This window comes from Archangium sp. Cb G35, from assembly GCF_001896145.1.
GTDB lineage: Bacteria > Myxococcota > Myxococcia > Myxococcales > Myxococcaceae > Archangium > Archangium violaceum.
The window spans coordinates 761,215-782,595 of the sequence record NZ_MPOI01000002.1 but is presented as its reverse complement, the minus strand read 5'-3'; the positions used below and the strand labels follow the sequence as shown (position 1 = coordinate 782,595).

Annotated in this window: 22 protein-coding genes; 18 read left to right on the top strand and 4 right to left on the bottom strand. The window is 69.1% G+C overall.

All coding sequences use genetic code 11. The annotated features are described in order from the left end of the window. Position 1: 1 nt before the first annotated feature. Positions 2-1,549, bottom strand: a complete 1,548-nt coding sequence (zwf, locus tag BO221_RS09690; protein ID WP_233165846.1) for a glucose-6-phosphate dehydrogenase — start codon at positions 1,547-1,549, stop codon at positions 2-4. A 162-nt stretch (positions 1,550-1,711) separates the two neighbouring features. Here zwf and BO221_RS09685 point away from each other — a divergent pair, with 162 nt between their 5' ends. From BO221_RS09685 to BO221_RS09635, 11 genes are all read left to right on the top strand, one after another. Next, positions 1,712-3,415 (top strand): GMC family oxidoreductase, encoded by a 1,704-nt coding sequence (locus BO221_RS09685; protein WP_073560087.1) that lies wholly within the window; start codon positions 1,712-1,714, stop codon positions 3,413-3,415. A gap of 106 nt (positions 3,416-3,521) precedes the next feature. After that, complete coding sequence (locus tag BO221_RS09680; RefSeq protein ID WP_073560086.1) at positions 3,522-4,700, top strand: sedoheptulose 7-phosphate cyclase; 1,179 nt, start codon at positions 3,522-3,524, stop codon at positions 4,698-4,700. Then, the gene (locus BO221_RS09675; protein WP_073560085.1) at positions 4,693-5,454 is read left to right on the top strand and encodes a cupin domain-containing protein; all 762 of its coding nucleotides are present in this window, start codon (positions 4,693-4,695) and stop codon (positions 5,452-5,454) included. Before BO221_RS09680 ends, BO221_RS09675 begins: the two co-directional genes overlap by 8 nt. Continuing rightward, positions 5,451-5,834: a cupin domain-containing protein gene (locus BO221_RS09670; protein WP_073560084.1), complete on the top strand. Its 384-nt coding sequence runs from the start codon at positions 5,451-5,453 to the stop codon at positions 5,832-5,834. The genes BO221_RS09675 and BO221_RS09670 overlap by 4 nt, the downstream gene beginning before the upstream one ends. Further along, the gene (locus BO221_RS09665; RefSeq protein WP_198956078.1) at positions 5,831-6,892 is read left to right on the top strand and encodes a zinc-binding dehydrogenase; all 1,062 of its coding nucleotides are present in this window, start codon (positions 5,831-5,833) and stop codon (positions 6,890-6,892) included. The genes BO221_RS09670 and BO221_RS09665 overlap by 4 nt, the downstream gene beginning before the upstream one ends. After that, positions 6,889-7,641 (top strand): cupin domain-containing protein, encoded by a 753-nt coding sequence (locus BO221_RS09660; protein ID WP_073560082.1) that lies wholly within the window; start codon positions 6,889-6,891, stop codon positions 7,639-7,641. The genes BO221_RS09665 and BO221_RS09660 overlap by 4 nt, the downstream gene beginning before the upstream one ends. Then, positions 7,638-8,420: an SDR family oxidoreductase gene (locus BO221_RS09655; protein ID WP_073560081.1), complete on the top strand. Its 783-nt coding sequence runs from the start codon at positions 7,638-7,640 to the stop codon at positions 8,418-8,420. The genes BO221_RS09660 and BO221_RS09655 overlap by 4 nt, the downstream gene beginning before the upstream one ends. Before the next feature lie 51 nt (positions 8,421-8,471). Next, on the top strand, positions 8,472-9,029 hold the full coding sequence (locus BO221_RS09650) for a VOC family protein (protein WP_073560080.1): 558 nt from the start codon (positions 8,472-8,474) through the stop codon (positions 9,027-9,029). Positions 9,030-9,116: 87 nt separating this feature from the next. Next, positions 9,117-10,448, top strand: coding sequence for an aminotransferase class V-fold PLP-dependent enzyme (locus tag BO221_RS09645; RefSeq protein WP_073560079.1), 1,332 nt, complete (start codon positions 9,117-9,119; stop codon positions 10,446-10,448). Positions 10,449-10,452: 4 nt separating this feature from the next. After that, on the top strand, positions 10,453-11,589 hold the full coding sequence (locus BO221_RS09640) for a DUF819 family protein (protein WP_233165838.1): 1,137 nt from the start codon (positions 10,453-10,455) through the stop codon (positions 11,587-11,589). Between the two features lie 17 nt (positions 11,590-11,606). Then, on the top strand, positions 11,607-12,965 hold the full coding sequence (locus tag BO221_RS09635) for a BamA/TamA family outer membrane protein (protein ID WP_073560078.1): 1,359 nt from the start codon (positions 11,607-11,609) through the stop codon (positions 12,963-12,965). Between the two features lie 2 nt (positions 12,966-12,967). Here the strand turns inward: BO221_RS09635 and BO221_RS09630 are convergent, their stop codons facing one another. Further along, positions 12,968-13,576, bottom strand: a complete 609-nt coding sequence (locus BO221_RS09630) for a TlpA family protein disulfide reductase (RefSeq protein WP_369864611.1) — start codon at positions 13,574-13,576, stop codon at positions 12,968-12,970. Then, positions 13,573-14,643, bottom strand: coding sequence for a CFI-box-CTERM domain-containing protein (locus tag BO221_RS09625; protein ID WP_233165836.1), 1,071 nt, complete (start codon positions 14,641-14,643; stop codon positions 13,573-13,575). The genes BO221_RS09630 and BO221_RS09625 overlap by 4 nt, the downstream gene beginning before the upstream one ends. A 113-nt stretch (positions 14,644-14,756) precedes the next feature. Here BO221_RS09625 and BO221_RS09620 point away from each other — a divergent pair, with 113 nt between their 5' ends. The 3 genes from BO221_RS09620 (at position 14,757) to BO221_RS09610 (ending at position 16,704) form a co-directional block, all read left to right on the top strand. Next, positions 14,757-15,047 carry a hypothetical protein gene (locus BO221_RS09620; protein WP_073560076.1) on the top strand — a complete coding sequence of 97 codons (291 nt, stop codon included), beginning with the start codon at positions 14,757-14,759 and terminating at the stop codon, positions 15,045-15,047. Positions 15,048-15,137: 90 nt separating this feature from the next. Then, on the top strand, positions 15,138-16,295 hold the full coding sequence (locus tag BO221_RS09615; RefSeq protein WP_073560075.1) for a S1C family serine protease: 1,158 nt from the start codon (positions 15,138-15,140) through the stop codon (positions 16,293-16,295). A 142-nt stretch (positions 16,296-16,437) separates the two neighbouring features. Then, complete coding sequence (locus BO221_RS09610; RefSeq protein WP_073560074.1) at positions 16,438-16,704, top strand: vegetative protein; 267 nt, start codon at positions 16,438-16,440, stop codon at positions 16,702-16,704. On the opposite strand, the gene BO221_RS09605 is transcribed toward BO221_RS09610, so the two are convergent. After that, complete coding sequence (locus BO221_RS09605) at positions 16,701-17,477, bottom strand: RNA methyltransferase (protein WP_369864608.1); 777 nt, start codon at positions 17,475-17,477, stop codon at positions 16,701-16,703. The genes BO221_RS09610 and BO221_RS09605 overlap by 4 nt on opposite strands. A gap of 136 nt (positions 17,478-17,613) precedes the next feature. On the opposite strand from BO221_RS09605, the gene BO221_RS09600 reads away from it, so the two are divergent. From BO221_RS09600 to BO221_RS57270, 4 genes are all read left to right on the top strand, one after another. Further along, positions 17,614-18,129 carry a hypothetical protein gene (locus tag BO221_RS09600; protein WP_233165834.1) on the top strand — a complete coding sequence of 172 codons (516 nt, stop codon included), beginning with the start codon at positions 17,614-17,616 and terminating at the stop codon, positions 18,127-18,129. 45 nt (positions 18,130-18,174) lie between these two features. Continuing rightward, entirely contained in the window at positions 18,175-19,131 is a 957-nt protein-coding gene (locus BO221_RS09595; RefSeq protein ID WP_073560072.1) for a phosphoribosylaminoimidazolesuccinocarboxamide synthase, read from the top strand. Positions 19,132-19,239: 108 nt separating this feature from the next. Further along, positions 19,240-19,893: a glutathione S-transferase family protein gene (locus BO221_RS09590; RefSeq protein WP_073560071.1), complete on the top strand. Its 654-nt coding sequence runs from the start codon at positions 19,240-19,242 to the stop codon at positions 19,891-19,893. 82 nt (positions 19,894-19,975) lie between these two features. Beyond that, the gene (locus BO221_RS57270) at positions 19,976-21,178 is read left to right on the top strand and encodes a peptidoglycan-binding protein (protein ID WP_369864605.1); all 1,203 of its coding nucleotides are present in this window, start codon (positions 19,976-19,978) and stop codon (positions 21,176-21,178) included. The last annotated feature ends 203 nt before the right edge of the window (positions 21,179-21,381 follow it).

The following is a 21,381-nucleotide window of genomic DNA, read 5'->3' as shown; positions in this document are numbered from 1 at the left end:
CTCACGCCCCGTTCCAGGCGTGCCCATGGCGCTCGAGCAACCGGCTGGCATCCGCCGGGCCCCACGACCCGGCGGCGTAGTTCGGCTCGGCGCCCGTATGGGACCAGGCGTCCAGCACGGGCGTGACCAGCTCCCAGGCCCGCTCGACCATGTCCTCCCGCGTGTAGAGCGTGGACACGCCGAGCATCCCGTCCAGCAGCAACCGCTCGTAGGCCTCCGGAGGCGGCCCCTCGTGGGACGCGGCGTAGAAGCAGCTCATGTCCATGTCGCGCACGCGCACCGCCCGCCCTGGTGCCTTCATCGCCACGCGCAGCGTGACGCTCTCGTGCGGTTGGATCCGGATGATGAGCTGGTTGGCGGACATCCGCTCCCGCTGTCCCGCGCCGAAGAGGTTCTCCCTCCCCTCCTTGAACTGCACCACCACCTCGGTGAGGCGCTCCTTCATCCGCTTGCCGGAGCGCACGTAGAAGGGCACCCCCGCCCAGCGCGGGTTGTCGAAGCGCATGGTCAGCATCGCGTAGGTCTCCACGCCCGACGTGGGCGAGACACCCGGCTCCTGACGGTAGCCACACACGGGAGCGCCCGCGATGAGGCCCGGCCCGTACTGCCCGCGCACGCACTCGGCGCGGATGCGCTCGGGGGTGAAGGGCCGTGCCGACTCCAGCACCCGGACCTTCTCGTCACGCACCGCTTCGGGCTCCAGGCTCGCGGGGGGCTCCATCGCGATGAGCGAGAGCACCTGGAAGGCATGGTTCTGGATCATGTCCCGCACCACCCCCGCCTGCTCGTAGTACCCGCCCCGGCCCTCGACCCCCAACGGCTCGGCGCACGTCACCTGGACATGGTCGATGTGCTGCCGGTTCCACAGCGGCTCGAAGATGCCGTTGGCGAGCCGGAGCACCAGCAGGTTCTGCACCATCTCCTTCCCGAGGTAATGATCCATCCGGTAGATGCGCGACTCGTCGAAGTGCTGGCGCAGCCGGGTGTTGAGCCGCCGCGCGCTGGGGAGATCCGTCCCGAAGGGCTTCTCGACGACGATGCGTGACCAGCGCCTCGCATCGGACCTGGCCAGCCCCGACTCGCCCAGCCGCTCCACCACGTCACCAAAGAGCGCGGGCGACACCGCGAGGTAGAAGAGGCGATTGCCACGAGTCCGGCGCTCCGCCTCCACCCGCTCCAGCAGCCCGCCCAGCCGCGCGTAATCCCCCGCCGAGGAGATATCCACCGGCACGTAGTAGAGCCCCCGGGCGAACGCGTTCCACGCGGCCGGGTCCACACCACCGGCTCCGAGCGCCTGCTCGACCGCGGTCCGCATACGCGAACGGAACGCCTCGTGTCCCATCGGGACGAGCGAGGTGCCCACCAGGGTGAACTCCGCGGGCAACAGCCCCTCCTGGAAGAGCCGGAAGAGCGCCGGGACGAGCTTGCGTCCCGACAAGTCACCCGAGGCACCAAAGAGGATCATCGTGCACGGCTCGGGAATCTCCCTGGCTTGCTCGACGTCCGCCTCGCTCTCGTCCCATGCCCTCACCGCTGATTGCCTCATCATCCACTCGCTCCCTGTCTTGGCTCCCGCGTCCTTGCAAGACAGGTCGAGAGGACCCGTGCCGCCTGTGATTCCTGGCCCGGAACCGCCCAGGAAGCTGAGCAGCCGGGCACGTCTCACAGAAAACGACCTCTGACTCTCCCCCCGCGAACCTCGGGAGAGATCATGGAAAGAATCAGCAACAGCACCCTCGGACTGCTCGTCCACCAGGTGCGCAGCGGAGAACTGGATCGGGAGGGCTTCCTCCAGGCAGCGAAGGAGGCAGGCGTCCCAGCGGAGCGCGCCCAGGTACTGGTCAAGGAGGCGCTGGCTTCCTGGGAGAACCAGCGCCGGCTGCGCCAGAGCCCACGCGAGGCCCACGACTTCATCGTCATTGGCGCGGGTTCGGCGGGTTGTGTGCTGGCCGCCCGGCTGTCCGAGGACCCGGCGAATCACGTGCTGGTCCTCGAGGCTGGCGGCTCCGGCACGAATCCGGACGTGTTCATCCCCTCGCGCTGGAAGTATCTGCTCGGCACGGAGCTGGACTGGAGCTACCAGACGGTGCCCCAGCGGCACGCCGCGGATCGGGTCATCCCCTGCCCGCGCGGAAAGATGCTGGGCGGCTGCTCCAGCAACAACGCCAGCGTCTGGGTGCGCGGCCACCGCCAGGACTTCGACAACTGGGCCTCCCTGGGCAACCCCGGCTGGGATGGCGAGACGGTCCGCCGCATCTTCAAGGAGCTGGAGGACTACTCGGGCGGCGAGGACGAGTACCGCGGCGTGGGCGGTCCGCTGCGCATCTCCCGGGCGGCCGACCCCCATCCCCTCGCCCACGCCTTCATCGAGGGCGCCCAACAGGCCGGCGTGCCCATGACCCGCGACTACAACGGCGCGCGGATGGAGGGCGCGGGTTTCTTCGACTTGTGCATCGCCGATGGCGAGCGCTTCAACGTGGCCCGTGGCCTGCTCTTCCCCGCGATGAGCCGTCCCAACCTGACGGTGCTCACCCACGCCGAGGTGACGCGGCTGCTCTTCGAGGGCAACCGGTGCACCGGCGTGGAGTTCCGCCATGGAGGCAAGGTGCGCCGCGTGCGCGCCACGCGCGAGGTGGTGCTGTCCGCCGGGGCCATCAACTCCCCCAAGATGCTGATGCAGTCCGGCGTGGGGCCCGCGGACGAGCTCCAGGCGCTGGGCATCCCCGTGGTGCGGCATCTGCCAGGCGTGGGCCAGGATCTGCAGGACCACATCCTGGTGGCCGGCATCAACTACGAGAGCAGCGTCCCGCTCCCCAAGCCCCGGGGCAATGGCGCCGAGGCGACCCTGTGGTGGCGCTCGCATGCGGCGCTCCAGCGTCCCGACATCCAGCCCGTCCTCCACGAGTTCCCCCTCGTCACCCCCGAGCTCGGCCCCGTGCCGGACAATGGCTACGCGCTCGTCCCCGGCCTGGTCCGCCCCGCCTCCCGCGGCCACCTGCGGCTCACCTCCGCTGATCCGCTCGCCCGGCCCATCATCGACATGAACTACCTGGGCCACGAGGCGGACGTCGAGGCCCTGCGCATCGCCGTGGAGTTGTGCCGGGAGATTGGCGCCTCGCGCGCCTTCGATGGTTTCCGCAAGCGCGAGCTCATGCCCGGACCGCGCGGCCGCGCCGCGACGGTGGAGTGGATCCGCAAGGCCACCACCTGCTTCTTCCACCCCACCAGCACCTGCCGCATGGGCGTGGACGAGCGCGCGGTGGTGGACTCACGGCTGCGCGTCCATGGCCTCGAGGGCCTGCGCGTGGCGGATGCGTCGATCATGCCGGAGATCACCTCGGGCCCCACCAACGCTCCCGCCATCCTCATTGGTGAGCAGGCCTCGCGCTTCATGCTCGCGGCGCGGAACGGATGACCGCCGTCACATCCGCGCCCCCTTCACTCCCTCCAGACAAGTCGCGCGACACATGCCGGCTTCCAATCCCATACATCGCCACAGGAGAGAAACCTTGACTCACGACATGTCACGAACCTGGATCGTCAATGCGGCCCTGCCCGTCCACTATCAGGTGCGGATGGTCGATGGCGTGTTCGATCCCCGCAACCGGGCCCTGCTGGAGGCGGGCGCAACCCAGCACACCGGCACGATCCGCAGGCTCGTGGTGATCGACGCCGCCGTGGACCGCCTCTATGGCGTCCACCTGCGCCACTACCTCCAGCACCACGGCGTGAAGTACCAGATCATCTCGCTGCCCATCTCCGAGACGGAGAAGACCATGGACTCCGTCTTCGCCGTGGTGAAGGGCATCAACGAGTTCGGCATCTCGCGCCGCCATGAGCCCATCATCGCCATCGGTGGAGGCGTCCTCATGGACATCGTCGGGCTCGCCGCGAGCCTCTACCGCCGCAGCACTCCGTATGTGCGGGTTCCCACCACGCTCATCGGACTGGTGGACGCCGGCGTGGGCGCCAAGACGGGCGTCAACCACTCCGCGCACAAGAACCGGCTCGGCACGTACTTCCCCGCCCGGGACACGCTGCTGGACCGCGGCTTCCTGAAGACGGTGGACACCCGGCACATCGTCAACGGCCTCGCGGAGATCCTGAAGATCGCCCTCATCAAGGACAGGGCCCTGTTCGAGCTGCTCGATCGCCACGGCACCACGCTCATCACGGAGCGCCTGCAGGGCAGGACCCCCGAGAGCAACCGCGCCTCCACGCAGGTCATCGAGCGGGCCATCACGGGGATGCTCGAGGAGCTGGAGATGAACCTGTGGGAGCACAAGCTCGAGCGCGTGGTCGACTACGGCCACACCTTCAGCCCCACCATCGAGATGCTGGCCCTGCCCGAGCTGCTGCACGGCGAGGCGGTGAACATCGACATGGCGCTGACCACGCTGATCTCCGTCCAGCGCGGGATGATCACCCCCGATGAGCGGGACCGGATCTTCGCGCTCATGCGCAAGCTGGATCTGCCCGTGTACCACCGGACCTGCGAGCCGCCGGTACTGGTGGATGCCCTGGCCGACACCGTCCGCCACCGCGATGGGCTCCAGCGGCTGCCGCTGGCCATGGGCATCGGCTCGGCGTGCTTCGTCAATGACGTCACGCCGGAGGAGATGACCGCCGCGGCCACCGCCCTCCGGGAGATGGACGCCTCCTCCGGCTCCGAGCCCATGAGGGAGGCCGCCCATGCGTGAGGGAGTGATCATCGGAGATCTCGAGGATCCCTCCGTGGTCCACGGCGTGCACGGCACCACGGGGCTCTCCCAGTGGAAGTGCCTGGCACGGCGGGCCGGGCTGTTCGGCTCGTGGGAGGCGGTGGAGTGGGCGTGGATTCCGCCGGGCGGCATCAGCGGCGAGCACGTGCACACCCGCACCGAGGAGGTCTACTTCATCCTCTCGGGCCGCGGAGAGATGACGCTCGACGGCAAGCCGCACCCGGTGGGCCCGGGCAGCCTCATCCTGACGGGCCTGGGGACGAAGCATGGCCTGCGCAACGTCGGAGACGTGGGCCTGGGCTGGCTGGTGATCGAACTGCTGAGTCCCCACACCGCGGCCGTGTTGCGCGGCGCGGAGCCCCCGGGCCCGGGCCCTGCCCCCCGGCCCCCTACCCAACGAGGAGAAGAAGACGTGACGAACGCCGTGGTTCTCAACCTGCGTCAGACCTACGAAGTGAATCCTCGCGGCGTCTTCACCGGACCGCTGCGCAGCATCCGCCTGGTGAACCTGAAGCCCGGGCAGCGGGCGGAGCTGTCCGCCGCGGGCGAGGAGCACACCCTGTTCACCCTCAGTGGCTCCGGGGAGATCTCCTCGGGCGACGGGGCCGTCCCCCTGAAGTACGGCGTCTCCGTCACGCTGCCCCTGGGCACGGGGATGACCGTCACCGCCGGTGACGAGGGGCTGGAGTATTTCCTGGCGAGCCTCGAAGTGCCGGGAGGTGGAGCTCGATGATCATCTCCACCATCGACAGGACCTCCCGCACGCGCCAGGGCGGCGAGGAGATCCGATGGCGCTCCCTGGCACGGCGCGGGATGTTGCATTCCGAGTGCGATTCCGTCGACTACGTGCGGTTGCCGCCGGGGACCGAGTTCGCGCTCCGAGGCCGTGAGGGCACCGAGAGTGCCTGGTTCGTCCTCGCGGGCTCGGGGCTGCTGCGGGAGCAGGGCTCGGAGGCCGGGGAACGAACCCTCGACGCCGGCGAGCTGGTGCTCCTGCCCGCCGGGGCGGACGCCCGCATCACCAGTGGGGCTGACGGCCTGGAGCTGCTCTGGCTCGTCGTGATGCCCCGCTCCATTTCCCAATCCCTGCCCATGAGGAGGCCCGTGGCATGAGTACGAAGGCAACAGGAGCCTGGCCGGAAGGCTCGATGACAGCGGTGGCGATCACCGCGCCGGGACGGATCGAACTCACCCGGATTCCCATCCCGGGACCCCGGCCGGACGAGGTGTTGATCCGCCCCTCGTACGTCGGGCTGTGCGGAACCGATCTGGAGCTGCTGCACGGCACCGCCGCGTACCTGCGGGATGGCCGGGCGAGCCTTCCGCTGGTGTTCGGCCACGAGTGGTGTGGCCAGGTGGCCGCCGTGGGCGAGGACGTGCGAGGGATTTCGGTGGGGAACCGGGTGGTGGGCCAGACGATGGTTCCCTGCGGCCTGTGCCGGATGTGCCAGCGAGGACAGCGGGCGCACTGCAAGCAGCTGGTGGAAGTGGGCCTGTACGGCCTGCAGGGCGCCGCGGCCGAGTACATCCGCATGCCCATGCGTTCGCTCACCGCGTTGCCGGAGGCCCTCTCCGACGTGAACGCCGCGTTCATCGAGCCGGCGGTCACCGTGGTGGGTGGCTTTGACAAGGCCGGCTGCGGCCTGGAGGACGAGGTCGCGGTGGTGGGGACCGGAACCATCGGTCTGCTCGCCGTGCAGCTCGCCTCACGGATGGCCCGGCACGTGGATGCGATTGGCATCGACGAGGCGGGGCTGAAGCTGGCCGCCGCCTGCGGTGCCCGGCGCACGCTGCGGCCCGAGCAGGCCCGGCGCGAGGCCTACTCGCTGGTCATCGAGGCTTCCGGCTCCTCGCGGGCCTTCCTGCGCGGCGTGGAGCTCGCCGCGACGGGTGGCCGGGTGGCGGTGGTGGGCGTCGCGAACGAGCCGGTGTCTGGTTTCGTGCCGGGGGAGCTCGTCCTGCGTGGGGTCGATCTGCTCGGCATCCGGCATGGCCTGGATTACTACGACCGGACCATCCAGCTCTTCGTCGATGGCGTGCTGGACGCGAAGCCGCTGATCGCCGGAGTGCTCCCGCCGGGACAGGCCGCGCACGCCTTCGAGCTGCTCGAGCATGGCCGCTCGGGCCCCCCCAAGGTGCTGCTGCGCTTCAACGAAGGGAGGACGTCATGATCCGGCGGACCCTCGAGCGGACTGGCGGCGTGCAATGGCTGGTCAACCGGGAGCTCATCCCCGAGGCGCTCGGAATGCTGATGATCCAGGAGCTGTCCGGGGGAAGCGTGCTCCCGGAGCACAGCCTGCCGGGAGCCGAGTCGGTCACCTTCCTGTTGTCCGGCAAGGGGGACTGGCGCGCGAACGGGCACACCTGGCGGCTGACCCCTGGCGAGGGCGTGTTCAATGCGCCGGGGACCCGCCGCGCCTTCGAGACCGAGCATGGCCAGGACACGATGCTCCTGGTGGTGTACGGCGGAACCAACGACCCGCGGGACGCGAAGCCCCACGAGGCGTACAGCGCCGGGTGCGGTTGCCGCATCTCCCGGACGGCGGACCAGGGCAACCACAGTCCCCTGGGCGAGGCCGGTGGCTTCATCGACATGGGCGTGCACTGGCTGGCGACGAGCCAGACCGTCGGCACGCGCTCGGTGGTCGTGGCCACCTCGACGTTCACCCCGGGAGGCAGCCACCAGCTCCACCGGCACCCGAATGCCGATGAGTTCTTCCTGGTGCTGCAAGGCGGTGGCGAGCACCTCACGAAGGACGGCCCGGTGCGGTTGAACCCGGGCGACCTGGCCTACATCCCGGCCGGCGAATGGCACGGATTCCAGACCGATCCCGGCGTCACCACCCGGACGGTCTACGGCTACCTGGGCGCGGGAAGCCTCGCCCAGGCTGGATACGAACTGCTGGAGGAAGAGACATGAACGAGCGTATCGCCATCGTGACCGGTGCCAGCTCTGGCATCGGCAAGGCCACCGCCATCGCCCTGGCCCAGAAGGGCTTCGATGTCGGGATTGGTTTCAACTCGAACGCGGAGGGAGCCCGGCAGGTCGCCGCGGAGGTGGAGGCCCACGGCGTGCGGGCCCTGGCCTTCCGCATGGACCTGACGGACCCGAGAGCCGCCGCGGAGGCGGTGGAACGGGCGGCCAGCGAGCTGGGCGGGGTGGATGTCTTCGTCAACAACGCCGGGGTCAACCGCCGCGCCTCGTTCCTCGAGGAGACACCGGAGGACTGGCAGCGCATCCTCACCATCAACACCACCGGCCCCTTCCTGTGTGCCCAGGTGGCGGCGCGCCGCATGGTGGCGCAAGGGCGGGGCGGGCGCATCGTCAACGTGACGTCCGTCCACGAGCTGGTGCCCATCCGGGGAGGTTCCTCCTACTGCGCCGCCAAGGGCGGGCTGGGCCTGCTCACCAAGGTGATGGCCCTGGAGCTGGCGCCGTATGGCATCACCGTCAACGCGGTCAGCCCGGGAGAGACGGCCACACCGATGAACGGAGTCCCCGAGAGCCGTGACGCGGCGGAGCTCTCCCGGCCCGCGATTCCCATTGGCCGGCCCGGGCGCTCCCGCGAGGTCGCGGCGCTCATCGCCCACCTGGCGGAACCGGACGCCGCCTACATCACGGGCGTCACCGTCACCGTGGATGGCGGGCTGCTGTTGATGAGCGCCATCGCCAACCAGGAGTACGCGGGCCGCCCGTAATCACATTCCAATCGAAATGGATTCAACCCAGACACACGAAAGGACTTCCTCATGAGCCGTACCAGCAAGGGCATTCCCGGAGCACGCAACGTCCACCACCTCGCCTATACCGTTCCAAATCTGGATCAGGCGGTCGACTTCTTCGTCAACGTCCTGGGCGCCGAGTTGCTGTACCGGATCGGCCCCGTCGAGGACACGAAGAGCGACTGGATGACGCGCCAGCTCAACGTGCACCCCCGGGCCTCGACGCACATCGCCATGCTCCGCTTCGGGCCCGTCACCAACCTCGAGCTGTTCGAGTACACGGCGCCCGAGCAGCGGCGGGAGCTCCCGCGCAACAGCGACTGGGGCGGCCATCACCTGGCCATCGACGTGGAGGACGTGGATGCCGCGGTCGACTACCTCCGCTCGGTGCCCGGCGTGAAGATTCTCGGCGAGCCGCAGACCATCACCGAGGGGCCCATCGCCGGTGACCGCTGGGTCTACTTCCTGACCCCGTGGGGCATGCAGATGGAGGTCCTGAACATGCCCAGGGGAATGCCTTACGAGAAGGACACCGATGCCCGCCTGTTCGGGCCATGCAAGCCCTGGAACGACCGGAGCGAGTGAGCCGAAGGGAGAGGCCGGGAGCAATCCTTCCGGCCTTTCCCCTATAGTACCGGGAGCAGCCTTCCCCCCACCTCTCCCGGAGATGCGATGTCGAAGAGCCCCCGCCTGGCTTCCCAGGGTCTATCCCATCAAGACGTGCTCGCCCGGATGCGCGCGATGCGCACCGAGGACGCACGCTGGCAGGAAGGCCGGACGTGGAGTCTCGTCTACAACGCGGGAGAGGACATCCGCCGTGTGGCGGCCGAGGCCTATACCGAATTCATGTCGGAGAATGGCCTCAGTCCCCTGGCCTTCCCCAGCCTGAGGCGCTTCGAGGCCGAGGTGCTCACCATCGCGGCGGATCTCTTCCACGGCGCCACCGCCGCCGGGACGATGACGTCCGGTGGCACCGAGTCCATCCTCATGGCCGTCAAGACGGCCCGGGACTTCGCTCGCGCCGAGCGCGGCATCACCGAGCCGGAGATGGTGCTGCCCGCCTCCGTCCACCCCGCCTTCCAGAAGGCGGCCCACTACTTCGGGGTGAAGCCCATCAACGTCCCCGTCGCGTCTGACTTCCGCGCGGATGTGAATGCCATGCGTGCCGCCGTGGGCCCGCGCACCGTGCTCGTCGTCGGCTCGGCGCCCGCCTACCCGCACGGGGTGATGGACCCCATCTCCGAGCTCGCCGCCATGGCCCAGGAGAAGGGTGTCCTCTTCCACGTGGATGCCTGCCTCGGCGGCTTCCTGCTGCCCTTCGCGAAGCGGCTCGGCCACGACATCCCCGACTTCGACTTCACCGTGCCCGGCGTCACCAGCCTCTCGGCGGACCTGCACAAGTATGGCTACGCCGCCAAGGGCGCCTCCATCGTGCTCTACCGCACGCCCGAGCTGCGCCGGCACCAGTTCTTCACCTACGCCGGGTGGAGCGGTGGCATCTACGCCTCGCCCTCCATGGCTGGCACCCGCCCCGGTGGGGCCATCGCCGCGGCCTGGGCCATCCTCAAGTACCTCGGCGAGGAGGGTTACCTGCGGCTGGCGCGCACGGTGCTCGATACCTCGAAGTCGCTGCGCGAGGGCATCGCCGCCATCCCCGGGTTGAAGCTGCTGGGCAAGCCTTCGCTCAGCATCTTCGCCTTCTCCTCGGACACGCTGGACATCTACGCGCTGGGCGATGCCATGGAGGCGCGCGGCTGGAAGCTGGACCGGCAGATGATGCCTCCCGCGCTGCACCTGATGGTGACGCCGGCCCATGCGGCGGTGGTGAAGCCCTTCCTCGCGGACCTGCGCGCGTGCGCCGCCAGCCTCGCCTCCGGTGAGCCCGCTCCGGATGGCAGCGCCGCCATGTACGGCATGCTCGGCGCCCTCCCCGACCCCAAGGACGCCGAGGGCTTCATCCTCCAATTCATGGACGGGCTGTACGACGTCCCCGAGCAGGAGTGAGGCCATGACCACCATGGGGCTCTTCCAGGTGCTCGCGCTCGTGGGCTTCCCCGGGCTCTCCCTGCTCGCCGCGCGCCACCTCAAACCCGTGGCCTGGGTGGGCCCCGTGGTCGTTTGTTATGCCTTCGGCATCATCCTCGGCAACATCCCGGGGCTGGGGCTGCAGGAGCGGCTGAGCCTCTCCGTCAGCGAGGCCGCCGTGCCGCTGGCCATCCCCCTGCTCCTCTTCACCACGAACGTGCCCCGGTGGATGCGGCTCGCGCGGCCCACGCTGCTGTCCTTCGGCCTCGCGTGCCTGTCCGCCATGGTGAGCGCCGCCGTCGTGGGCTTCGCCTTGTCGGACCGCTCGGACGAGTGGTGGAAGATGTCCGGCATGCTGGTGGGCGTCTACACCGGCGGCACCGCCAACATGAACGCCATCGGCCTGGCGCTCCGCGTCCGCGAGGAGACCCTCATCCTCCTCAACACCGCGGACATCGTCGTCGGCGCCGCCTACCTCCTCATCCTCGTGACGGTGGCCCAGCGGATCGCCCTGCTCTTCCTGCCCCGCTTCCCGAATGCCACCGGCTGGGATGACAACGAGGCACAGGAGGCGGAAGGCTCCGAGGGATTCACCTGGAGCCGGGCGCGCGGCATGGCGCTGGCCTTCCTCCTCGCCGCGCTCATCGTGGGCGTGTCCGTGGGCGGGACGCTCCTGGTGTTCGGCGGAATGGAGGCACCGGTGGTGCTGTTGCTCATCACCTCGCTGAGTCTGGCCGCGTCCTTCGTGCCCTCCGTGCGCGAGCTGCCCGGCAGCTACGCCATGGGGGACTACGCACTGCTCGTCTTCTGCGTGGCCGTCGGCACGCTCGCGGACGCGAGCCGCATGCGCGACACGGGCCTCTTCGTCTTCGTCTTCTGCGCTGGCGTGGTGGTGCTCGCCGTGGGGATGCACTTCGCCCTCGCCGCCCTCTTCCGCATCGACGCGGACACCGTCCTCATCACCTCCACCGCCACCATCTTCGGTCCGCCCTTCATCGGACCGGTGGCACGCGCGCTGCGCAACCGCGAGCTCATGGTGTCCGGTCTCACCACCGGCATCATGGGCTACGCCGTGGGCACCTATCTCGGACTTGCCGTGGCCTGGTTGCTGCGGCCCTGACGTACCTGGAGTCTTCCATGCATCCGATTCGGACGACGTGGGCAGTGGTGCTCTCCGCCGCGCTGGCCACCGCCCCCGCGTGGGCGGAGGAGGTTCCCAAGCAGGCCCTCGAGGCCCCCGGCCCCGAGCCCATCCCCACAGCACAGCCCGCTCCCGCGCCCCGGACGGGCTGGGGCGTGCAGGGCCTGCCGCTGGTCAACTTCAACAGCGACGAGGGCTTTGGTTATGGCGCCCGGTTGATGGTGGTGGACTCGGGCGATGGGACCCAGCGGCCCTACCGCCTGGCCTTCATCGCGCAGTTCTTCCAGACGACGAATGGGGTGGGAATGCACCGCCTCATCATGGATGCGCCGGGCTTCCTATCGTCCCCCTGGCGATTGACCACGGACGTCAGCCTGCTCAATGACCGGTTCTCGCCGTACTACGGCCTGGGGAGCTCGGCGGGGTACGAGCCCGCCTTCGCCGCGTGCGAGGACCGCGGTGCCCTGACGTCGGATCCGAACGCCTGCCCGGGCAACCCGGACTTCCGCGGCCTGCGCTACTACACCTTCGAGCAACGCTCCCTGCCCAGCGTGATGCTGAACGTGCGCCGGCCCCTGATCGGCCCCTTGCAGGTGGCGCTGGGTTATCGCTTCCGCCTCACCACCGTGCGGACACGCTACAACGCGGAGGATCTGGGACAGGCGAGGAGCTCGCGGCTGATGGAGGACGCCCACGCGGGATTGCTCACCGGGCTGAACGGGGACGCGGACGCGCCGGACGCCTTCCGCACCGCCGAGGTCACCGCCGGCCTGCTGTTGGACCTGCGCGACAACGAGCCGGCACCCGTGCGCGGCATGTTCCACGAGCTCGCGCTCCGCGGGGCCACCGGAGTGACGGGGAGCGCCTTCTCATACTGGGGCGCCACCGCCAACCTGCGCTTCTACCACCCCGTGTTCGACGACCGGCTCGTGGCCGCCCTGCGCCTCTTCGTCGATGTCATGGGCGGAGATGTTCCCTTCTTCCTCCTCTCCTCCTTCAGCGGCGTGGAGTGGCGCGAGGGCTGGGGCGGCATCGGCGGCGTGTACACCGCCCGCGGCATCATCAAGAACCGGCTCCAGGGCCAGGTGAAGGCGCTCGCCAACGGAGAGCTGCGCTGGAAGTTCCTCTCGGTGGCTCCGTGGAATCAGCAGCTGGACTTCACCCTCGTCACGTTCCTCGACGCCGGTCAGGCCTGGGCCGATCTGCGTTTCCTGGACGAGGGGCGCCCTCGCTACGCGGGCGGCGGCGGGCTTCGCATCGCCTGGGAGGACAACTTCATCCTCCGGCTCGACTACGGCGTCAGCCCGAGTGATGGCACGTCGGGGTTCTACCTGGACTTCAACCACCTGTTCTGAGGTTACTGGCCCAGGGCGCGCTCGATTCGCGCTCGCAGCGCGGCCTCCGAGAGCGCTCCCCGCTGCGCGTCCACCACCCGGCCCTCCCGGTCCAGGAAGTAGAGCGTCGGCAACGCCGTCACCTGGAACGCCGCCGCCATCTCGTCCGGCGCGTACACCACGTACGGCGCCAGGTCCGGCATGCGGCTGATCACGAACTCCTCCACGAACAGCGGCGCGTCCGGCATCTCGTCCCGGCTCGCCGCCACGAACACCAGCCCCTTCGACTCGTACTCCTTCGCCAGCTTGATGAGGTGCGGCATCTCCGCCTGGCACGGCGGGCACCACGTGGCCCAGAAGTCCAGCATCACCACCTTGCCCCGCAGATCCGACAGCGACAGCTTCTTGCCGTCGTACGTCTGCATCGACACCGACGGCGCCGACATTCCATCCGACGCCAGCCGCCCCCTCAGCGCCTCCTGCACGCCCAGGTACCCCAACGCCGCCAGGCCCAGCAGCGCCGTCACCACCAGCAGCACCTTGCTCCAACCCTGGCGCTCGGGCGCCGGCGTGCTCCCCTCGCCCACCTGCTCCGGCCGTCCCTCGGTGTCCGCGTTCCGCTGCTCCGTCACGTGCCTGCGCTCCTCGTCGTCTTCAACACCCGGTGCACCTGCTTCAGCACCCCCCGCACTCCCCGCCTCACCCCAGGCCTCCTCACCACCCACTCCGCCACCCCTGGCCCATACCGGTAGTACACCCGGATGAATTCCCGCCCCAGCCCGTGGCGGCGCAGCACCTCGTCCCGGAACTCCCGGAACGCCACCAGCTCCGGAGCCCCCTCGCCGAACGCCGCCGTCACCACGAAGCACGAGCCCGCCGGCGAAATCCACATCAGCCGGTCGTTCGTCAGGTTGCGCACCACCTTCAGCTCGCGCGCCTCGGTGTACAGGAAGACCAGCAGGTCCCTCCGCGCCACCGGGAACTCCTCGCCGCTCGCCTCCTCGAACTCGATGCGCGAGCTGCCCGAGCCCCTCACCTCGTCCACCGTGAAGAAGTAGCGCCGCGAGCTGCTCTTGTGCTCGATCTCCAGCCCGCGCAGCTCACCGAAGTACGCGAGGAACGGCGTACCGCACGCCGGGCACACGTAGCGGCGCGTCCCCGGCCCCGGCACGAACCCGAAGTCATTGATGCGCTTGCAGCCCGTGTTGGGGCAGATGAGCTTCACCTGCGCCACGGATTCCTGCCGCGGGTCGTACCGCGAGGCCCCCGACGCCCGGTCGTACACCGGCGTGACCGCCGACTCCTTCGTCCCGAGCGCCCGCGTGGGATGCGCCTGGCGCTCCAGCTCGATCGCCCGCCGCCACGCCTCCTCCGCCTGCACCAGCCTCCCGCCCGCCGTGTGGCACAGCGCCTCGCCGTGCGCCTTCAGCGCCGCGAGGATGCGCTCCGTGGCTTCCCAGTGGCCGGCCTCGCGCGCCACCGCCAACGCCATCGCCAGCACCTTCTCCAGGTCTGGCAACAGCGCCTCGGCCGCCTTCCGGGCAGGGTCCTCCGCCCGGTGGTACACCGGTGGCTCCGGAATCCGGGCGAACAAGGCCAAGGCTTGCGCGCGCAACTGCTCCTGCGCTTCCTGCGCTCGCGGGAGGGAGATCGTCGCCGCACGCTTCTGGGCGGCCTGGAAGAGCTCTTCGGGCAGCAAGGCCGCGCACATTAGAGGGCCCCCCGCTCGCTGTCAGCGCCCTTCCCCGCCTCCTGCCAGAAACTGGCCGACACCCCCGTCCCCATGTATGAGGGGGTAGGAGGATGTAAACCATGGGCTTCTTGAAGTTCCTGGTGTGGACGGGCTGTGCGGTGGGACTCGGGGTCTTCCTGGCGATCGGTGAGATCGATGGACGGACGCCGATGGAGTACGCGCAGCGGGAGTGGAAGCGCCACGTCCAGCCGACGAAGGTGGAACAGGTGAAGGACGAGCTGCGGGACGCGCTCGACGACGCCAAGGAGACCGTCACCCGGACGACGAAGAAGGCCGCCGCGGCGCCGCGCGAGCGCATCACCAACGAGGATCGGGCGGCGATCGACAAAATCATCGCCCAGAAGAAGTAGGGTTCCCTACCCTTGCCGGCCGCCCCGCTTCCCCTCTGGACCCCCCCTCCCTAGCTTCTTCCGAGGCGGGCGGGGGTCGGAGGCGGGACGATGACAGGTGGACGGTGGTGGAGGGGTGTCTCGCTGGCGACATTGCTGTGCGGCACCCTGGGTGCGCCAGCGTGGGGCGCGCGGCGGGGAGAGGGCGAGCGGCTGTGGGTGGAAGCGCAGCAGCGCTCCGTCCGCGAGGAGCGCTCGGTGTTGAGCCAGGTGGCCCGGTCGGCCATGCCCGCGGTGGTGTCCATCACCACGGTGCAGCCGGGCACCACCGCCGATGGCGAGCAGCAGAAGGGCATCGGCTCGGGCGTCCTCATCCATCCAGACGGCTACATTCTCACCAGCGCCCACGTGATTGAGGGCGCGGAGGGCATCTCCGTCTCGGTGCTCTCCGAGCAGGGCTACCCCGAGGAATACCCCGCGGAGCTGGTGGGCGAGGACGATCGCACGGACTTCGCGCTGCTGAAGATCGACGCGGGCCGCAAGCTGCCGGTGCTGAAGCTGGCGTCGGCGTCGCGGGTGGACGTGGGCGACTGGGTGGTGGTGATCGGCAACCCCTTCGGGCTGACGCACTCGGTGACGGCGGGCGTGGTGAGCGCCAAGGGCCGCACGGACGTGACGCCCAACGGCCGGGACGGGGACTTCGACTACATGCAGGTGGACGCCTCCATCAACCCGGGCAACTCGGGCGGGCCGGTGCTGGACGTGCACGGGGACGTGGTGGCCATCGCCAACGCCGTCAACGTGGCGGGCCAGGGCATCGGCTTCGCCATCCCGGTGGACATCGCCAAGGCGGTGGTGCCGCACCTGCAGAAGTACGGGCGCGTGCGCCGCGGATGGATGGGCGTGTCCGTGCTGGACTGCTCCCCGGACGCCATTGAGGCCTACGGGCTGGCGAACGCCCGGGGAGTGGTGGTGTCCGAGGTGACGGATGGAGGCCCCGCCTCGCGTGCCGGGCTCCAGGTGGGCGACGTCATCGAGGGCCTGGACACCGGGAAGGTGGAGCGAGCCGCCAAGCTGCGCTGGCAGGTGGCGGCCCGGGGCGTGGGCCGCAGCGTGGTCCTCCGCGTGCGCCGGGGAGAGCGGCCCATGAAGCTCCGGGTGAAGCTCGAGGAGCTCCCGGCCGAGGTCCAGCAGGCGTCCAAGGGGCCCCCCGCGAGCGAGCAGCCAGGAGTGGGGGGTAGCGGCGGCCCGGACGCCCCCTCCCCGTAAGCCGGAAAACGGGGGATGCGCCCGCATCCCCGCCTGCCTCCTTGCGTTCCGATACGGCCAGAGCTACAGACAGCGCCTTTGCACGCCCCGCGGGTCTCCCCATGGTGACGCGAGGCACCGTTATCGCAACAGGAGCATTTCCATGGCTGAAGCACAGAAGACGACCCTGAAGAAGTGGCCCCGCGTGGCCAAGGCCAGCGGCAAGAAGGCCTGCAGCGTCGAGGGCTGCAAGCGTCCCTACCGCGCCAAGAGCTACTGCTTCTTCCACTTCAAGAAGTGGCGGCAGGGTGAGCTGCCCCACTCCCGTTACCGCACCTGCTCCAAGCCGGACTGCCGCGTGAAGACGTCCAAGGCCGGTCTGTGCGAGAAGCACTACGGCGAGACGTACAAGAAGGAAGCCGCCGCCTAGTTGTCCTGGCCGGGGCCTCGCGAGGGCGCTCCCTTCCCGGGAGTGCCCTTGCCCCCGCCCATCGCTCGTCCCACGTGCTTGAAGGCCGTGAGCCACAGCTCCGCCTCGCGCTGGGTGAGTTCCGCACGCAACAGACTCCGCTCCAGCTCCATCAGGATGTGCTCCGGTGCCTGAGGGTTGAGGAACTGCGCCTCCAACATCACCTGGCGCATCCGCTCGCCCAGCGCGCGCACCGTCCCCATCTTCGCGCCCTCCTGCTCCGGGGCCACCGGCGCCACGGCCTCCTCCGCGGGCTTCCGGCCCTCGCGCGAGCACAGATAGAGGAGCACCCCCGTCGCCTGCGCCAGGTTCATGGACGGCTGCACCTCGCTGGTGGGGATGACGAGGAAGTCCGTGCAGAAGGCCAGCTCCTCGTTGGACAGCCCCCGCTGTTCACCGCCCATCACCAGCGCCACCCTCCCCCGCCGGCTCTGATCCGCCAGCCGCGCCACCGCCTCCTCGGGGGTGAGCGCCATGCGGCCCTCGATCTGTGTGCGAGAAGTGGTGCCAACCGCGTACACGCAGTCCTTGAGGGCCTCGGGGAGGTTCTGGGCCACGGCCATGGCGTCCAGGACGGCGTCCCCTTTGACGGCGAGGCGCTCGGCCGCTCGGAAGGAGTAGGTGGCGGGGTCGGACAAGATGAGACGGGAGAATCCGAAATTGGCCATCACCCGGGCCACCGCCCCCAGGTTGTCCGGTGATCGCGTCTGGTGGAGGACGACGGTCAAGTTCACGGCCGCGAGCATGCCTCCGAGTTTAGCTTTCCGTGTCAGACCCGCATCGGTATATTCCCGGGTGATGCGTCGCTGGGTCGCAAGCCTGCTTCTCTCTCTCGTAACCCTGACCGGTTGTGGCGTCGGGGGTGCACCCGTGCGCGCTTCGCTGGGCGCGCGTCAGGCACTCACCAGTCCGCCAGAGCTGCTCGAGTTCGAGACGTCCACCACCCGCCTGGAGCTGTACCGCGAGGTGGCCCGCATCTCCGAAACGGAGGCGGGTCTGTCTCCGCAGGCACCGGTGCTGTTCCCCATCAGTCAGCGCGGTGAGCTGGTGGCGGCCCCGGGTTTCGAGGCGCGGACGGATCTGCTCCTGGCGCCGGACGCGGGAGCGCCGCTGCAGCTGATCTTCGATGGGCGGGCGGGCGAGCGTTGGCCGGAGGATCGGCGCGAGGGCCTGCAGGGCCTGTCGGAGCGCGAGGCGGCCGAGTTGGTGGCCCGCACGCTGCTGGCGCACTGGAGGATCAACCCGGCGGGAGTGGTGCAGGTGGACCGGGCCTCGGGCGCGCCGTACGCGGTGGCGTACGTGGACGGCATCCTGCGCATCAACCCGGCGTTCCTGTACATGGCGGCGGCCCAAGGTCCCGCTTCCCTGCCGGGCGCGGGCCAGTAGAGTCGCGCCTCCTTTCCGCCCCGCTTCGGGGCAGAGGCGCCTCCTGTGAACACCTCCGCACTCCACGCGCAGCTTCCGCATACGCTCCGGCAGACGAACCTGCCCACCCTGGGGCAGCACTACCAGGGGAAGGTCCGTGACACGTACCGCCAGGGAGACCGGCTGGTGCTGGTCACCTCGGACCGGTTGTCGGCGTTCGACCATGTGCTGACCACCATCCCCTTCAAGGGTGAGGTGCTCAACCGGCTGGCGACGTTCTGGTTCGAGCGCACGAAGCACATCGTGGCCAACCACGTGCTGGACGTGCCGGACGCGAACGTGACGGTGGCGCGGGCCTGCGAGCCCTTCGCGGTGGAAGTGGTGGTGCGCGGCTATCTGACGGGCAGCCTGTGGCGCGACTACCAGAAGGGCACGCACACGGCCTACGGGGTGCCCTTCGGGGACGGGATGCGCAAGGACGAGGCGTTCCCCTCCCCCATCATCACGCCGTCCACGAAGGCGCAGTACGGCCAGCACGACGAGCCCATCTCCGAGAAGGAGATTCTGGCGAAGAACCTGGCGAGCGCGCGCGACTGGGCGCGCATCACCGAGGCGGCCAGGGGGCTGTTCCTCGAGGGCCAGAAGTGGGCACGCACGCGCGGGCTGATCCTCGTGGATACGAAGTACGAGTTCGGCAAGGTGGGCGACGAGCTGTACGTCATCGATGAGATCCACACGCCGGACTCGAGCCGCTACTGGGTGGCGGACGAGTACGAGGCGCGCTTCGCGAAGGGCGAGGACCAGCGGATGCTGGACAAGGAGAACATCCGCCAGTGGCTCATCCGCGAGCGGGGCTTCCAGGGCCATGGCACGCCGCCGGCGATTCCGGATGACGTGCGCGTGTCGCTCGCGGAGAAGTACCTCGCGGCCTACGCGCAAATTACGGGCACGCCGCTGGAGCTGAACGTGGGCGACGTGCACGCGCGCATCGAGAAGAACCTGAAGGCGCGCGGGTACCTCTGAAGCCTCCTGCGGCGGGTTCGATTCCCGCCGCCGCCACTCGTCAGGGCCCCAGGGTCTTCGGAACCTGGGGCTCGTAGCCGATGATGTTCGCCAAGGAGGAGCCTCTCGATGACCATCACCATTACCGCCTTTGAACGCTCACCCGATGGCGGCAAGGGACTGGCGCGTGATACGCGCGTTCGCTGGGCGCTCGAGGAAGTGGGCCAGCCCTACCAGGTTCGCCTTGTTTCGTTTCGCGCGATGAAGGAACCCGCGCATCTGGCGCTTCATCCTTTCGGCCAGATTCCGACCTATGAGGAAGGCGATCTCGCACTGTTCGAGACAGGGGCGATCGTGTTTCACATCGCCGAGCGGCATGCGGGCTTGCTGCCGGACGATGCCAATGCTCGGGCGCGCGCGATCACATGGATGTTTGCCGCGCTCAACACGGTGGAGCCACCGATTCTTGAACTCGCGACCGCCAGGCTCCTGGAGGGCGACAAGCCCTGGTATGCGGAGCGCCTGCCTCTGGTCGAGGATCGCGTCCGCGCTCGGCTCGGCCAACTTTCCGCTCACCTGGGCGATGCCGGCTGGCTCGATGGTGCGTTCAGCGCTGGTGACTTGATGATGGTGTCGGTGCTGCTCAGGTTGAGATCATCGGGCCTTCTGGACGAATACCCAAACCTGGCCGCTTATGTCGCCCGAGGTGAAGCGCGGCCCGCCTACAAGCGAGCCTTCGACGCTCAACTGGCGGTGAACACCGGCAAGCCAGAAGGCCGCTGACGGGAGCCGCCAGGGCAGTGCTCCGGGCCGGTGGAGAGGGGGGCGCGCGTCGTAACCCCCCGGAATTACTGCTGGGGCGAAAATGGGACGCAACTTGCTGCCCCCTGAGGGCGATAACCTTCAGCAAGTCTCATTTCCCGAGGTTTTCGAAATGCGTGTCTCCGCCGCCCCACGCAGCACTCTCGCCGCAGCCAGCTCGCCTTCGAAGCCCACATTGAAGCTCGGCGCGTCCGGCGCTTCGGTGAAGACCCTTCAGCAGGCGCTGGCCAACGCGGGCTTTTCGCCGGGCTCGGTGGACGGCCAGTTCGGTCCGAAGACGGCCGCGGCGGTGAAGGCCTTCCAGAACGCGAGGGGCCTGGTCGCCGACGGCATCGTCGGGCCGAAGACCTGGGCCAAGCTGACCGCTCCCGCGGGCGGCGCGACCCCCACGCTCAAGCAGGGGGCGACGGGCGCCTCCGTCACCAACCTGCAGAAGCTCCTCGCCCAGCACGGCTTCAACCCGGGCCCGGCGGACGGCCAGTTCGGTCCGAAGACCACCGCGGCGGTGAAGGCCTTCCAGAACGCGAAGGGCCTGGCCGCCGATGGCGTCGTCGGGCCGAAGACCTGGGCCAAACTGAATGGCGCGGCAGGTCCCTCGGCGCCGGCTCCGGGCGGTAGCGGCCCCACGCTCAAGCAGGGCCACAGCGGCGCTCCGGTGACCGCGCTTCAGAACCGGCTCAATCAGCTCGGCTTCAATGCCGGTGCGGCGGATGGCCAGTTCGGTCCGAAGACCACCGCGGCGGTGAAGGCCTTCCAGAACGCGAAGGGCCTGGTCGCCGACGGCGTCGTCGGGCCGAAGACCTGGAACAAGCTCGGCATCACGGTGAGCGGCACGCCCTCGACCCCCCCCAGCACCGGTGGCGTGCGCGGCAACTCCGCTCTCGCCAACAACGCCCGCTCGGTGGCGTTGAGCATGGGTGGCTACTCGAGCCAGGGCCGCTGCGCCGCGGGCGTGAGCCGCGCCATCCAGAACACATACGGCATCAAGGTGTGGGGCAACGGCAACGACATCGACAACAACCTGCCGAGGGACAAGTTCAAGCAGGTGAACCTGTCGCTTGCCGAAGCGCTGAAGATTCCCGGCCTCGTGCTCACCTGGGAGAAGACCTCCACCAGCCTCGGCAGCAAATACGGCCATACCGCCATCACCTCGGGCGACGGCCGCAGCTCCTACAGCGACTTCGTGGAGAGCAACACCCTGGGCGCGGGCGGCCGCAGCGGCTTCAAGGTCTTCATGCCGATCTAAGCCATCGGAACAAAGTCCGTTCAGGGGTGAGAGAGTCCGCCTTCCGGGCGCGCTCTTCACGAACTTGTCCAACAGTTGGACAAGTCTGGCGAGACCGTGCCCGGAGGGGTCCCTCCTGCTTTCGGGCTGAGGACAGACCTCTGAACGGACTTACTTCGGCTGGCTTGGGTTTTCGACTCGGGCGAGCGCACCTGAAGAAAACC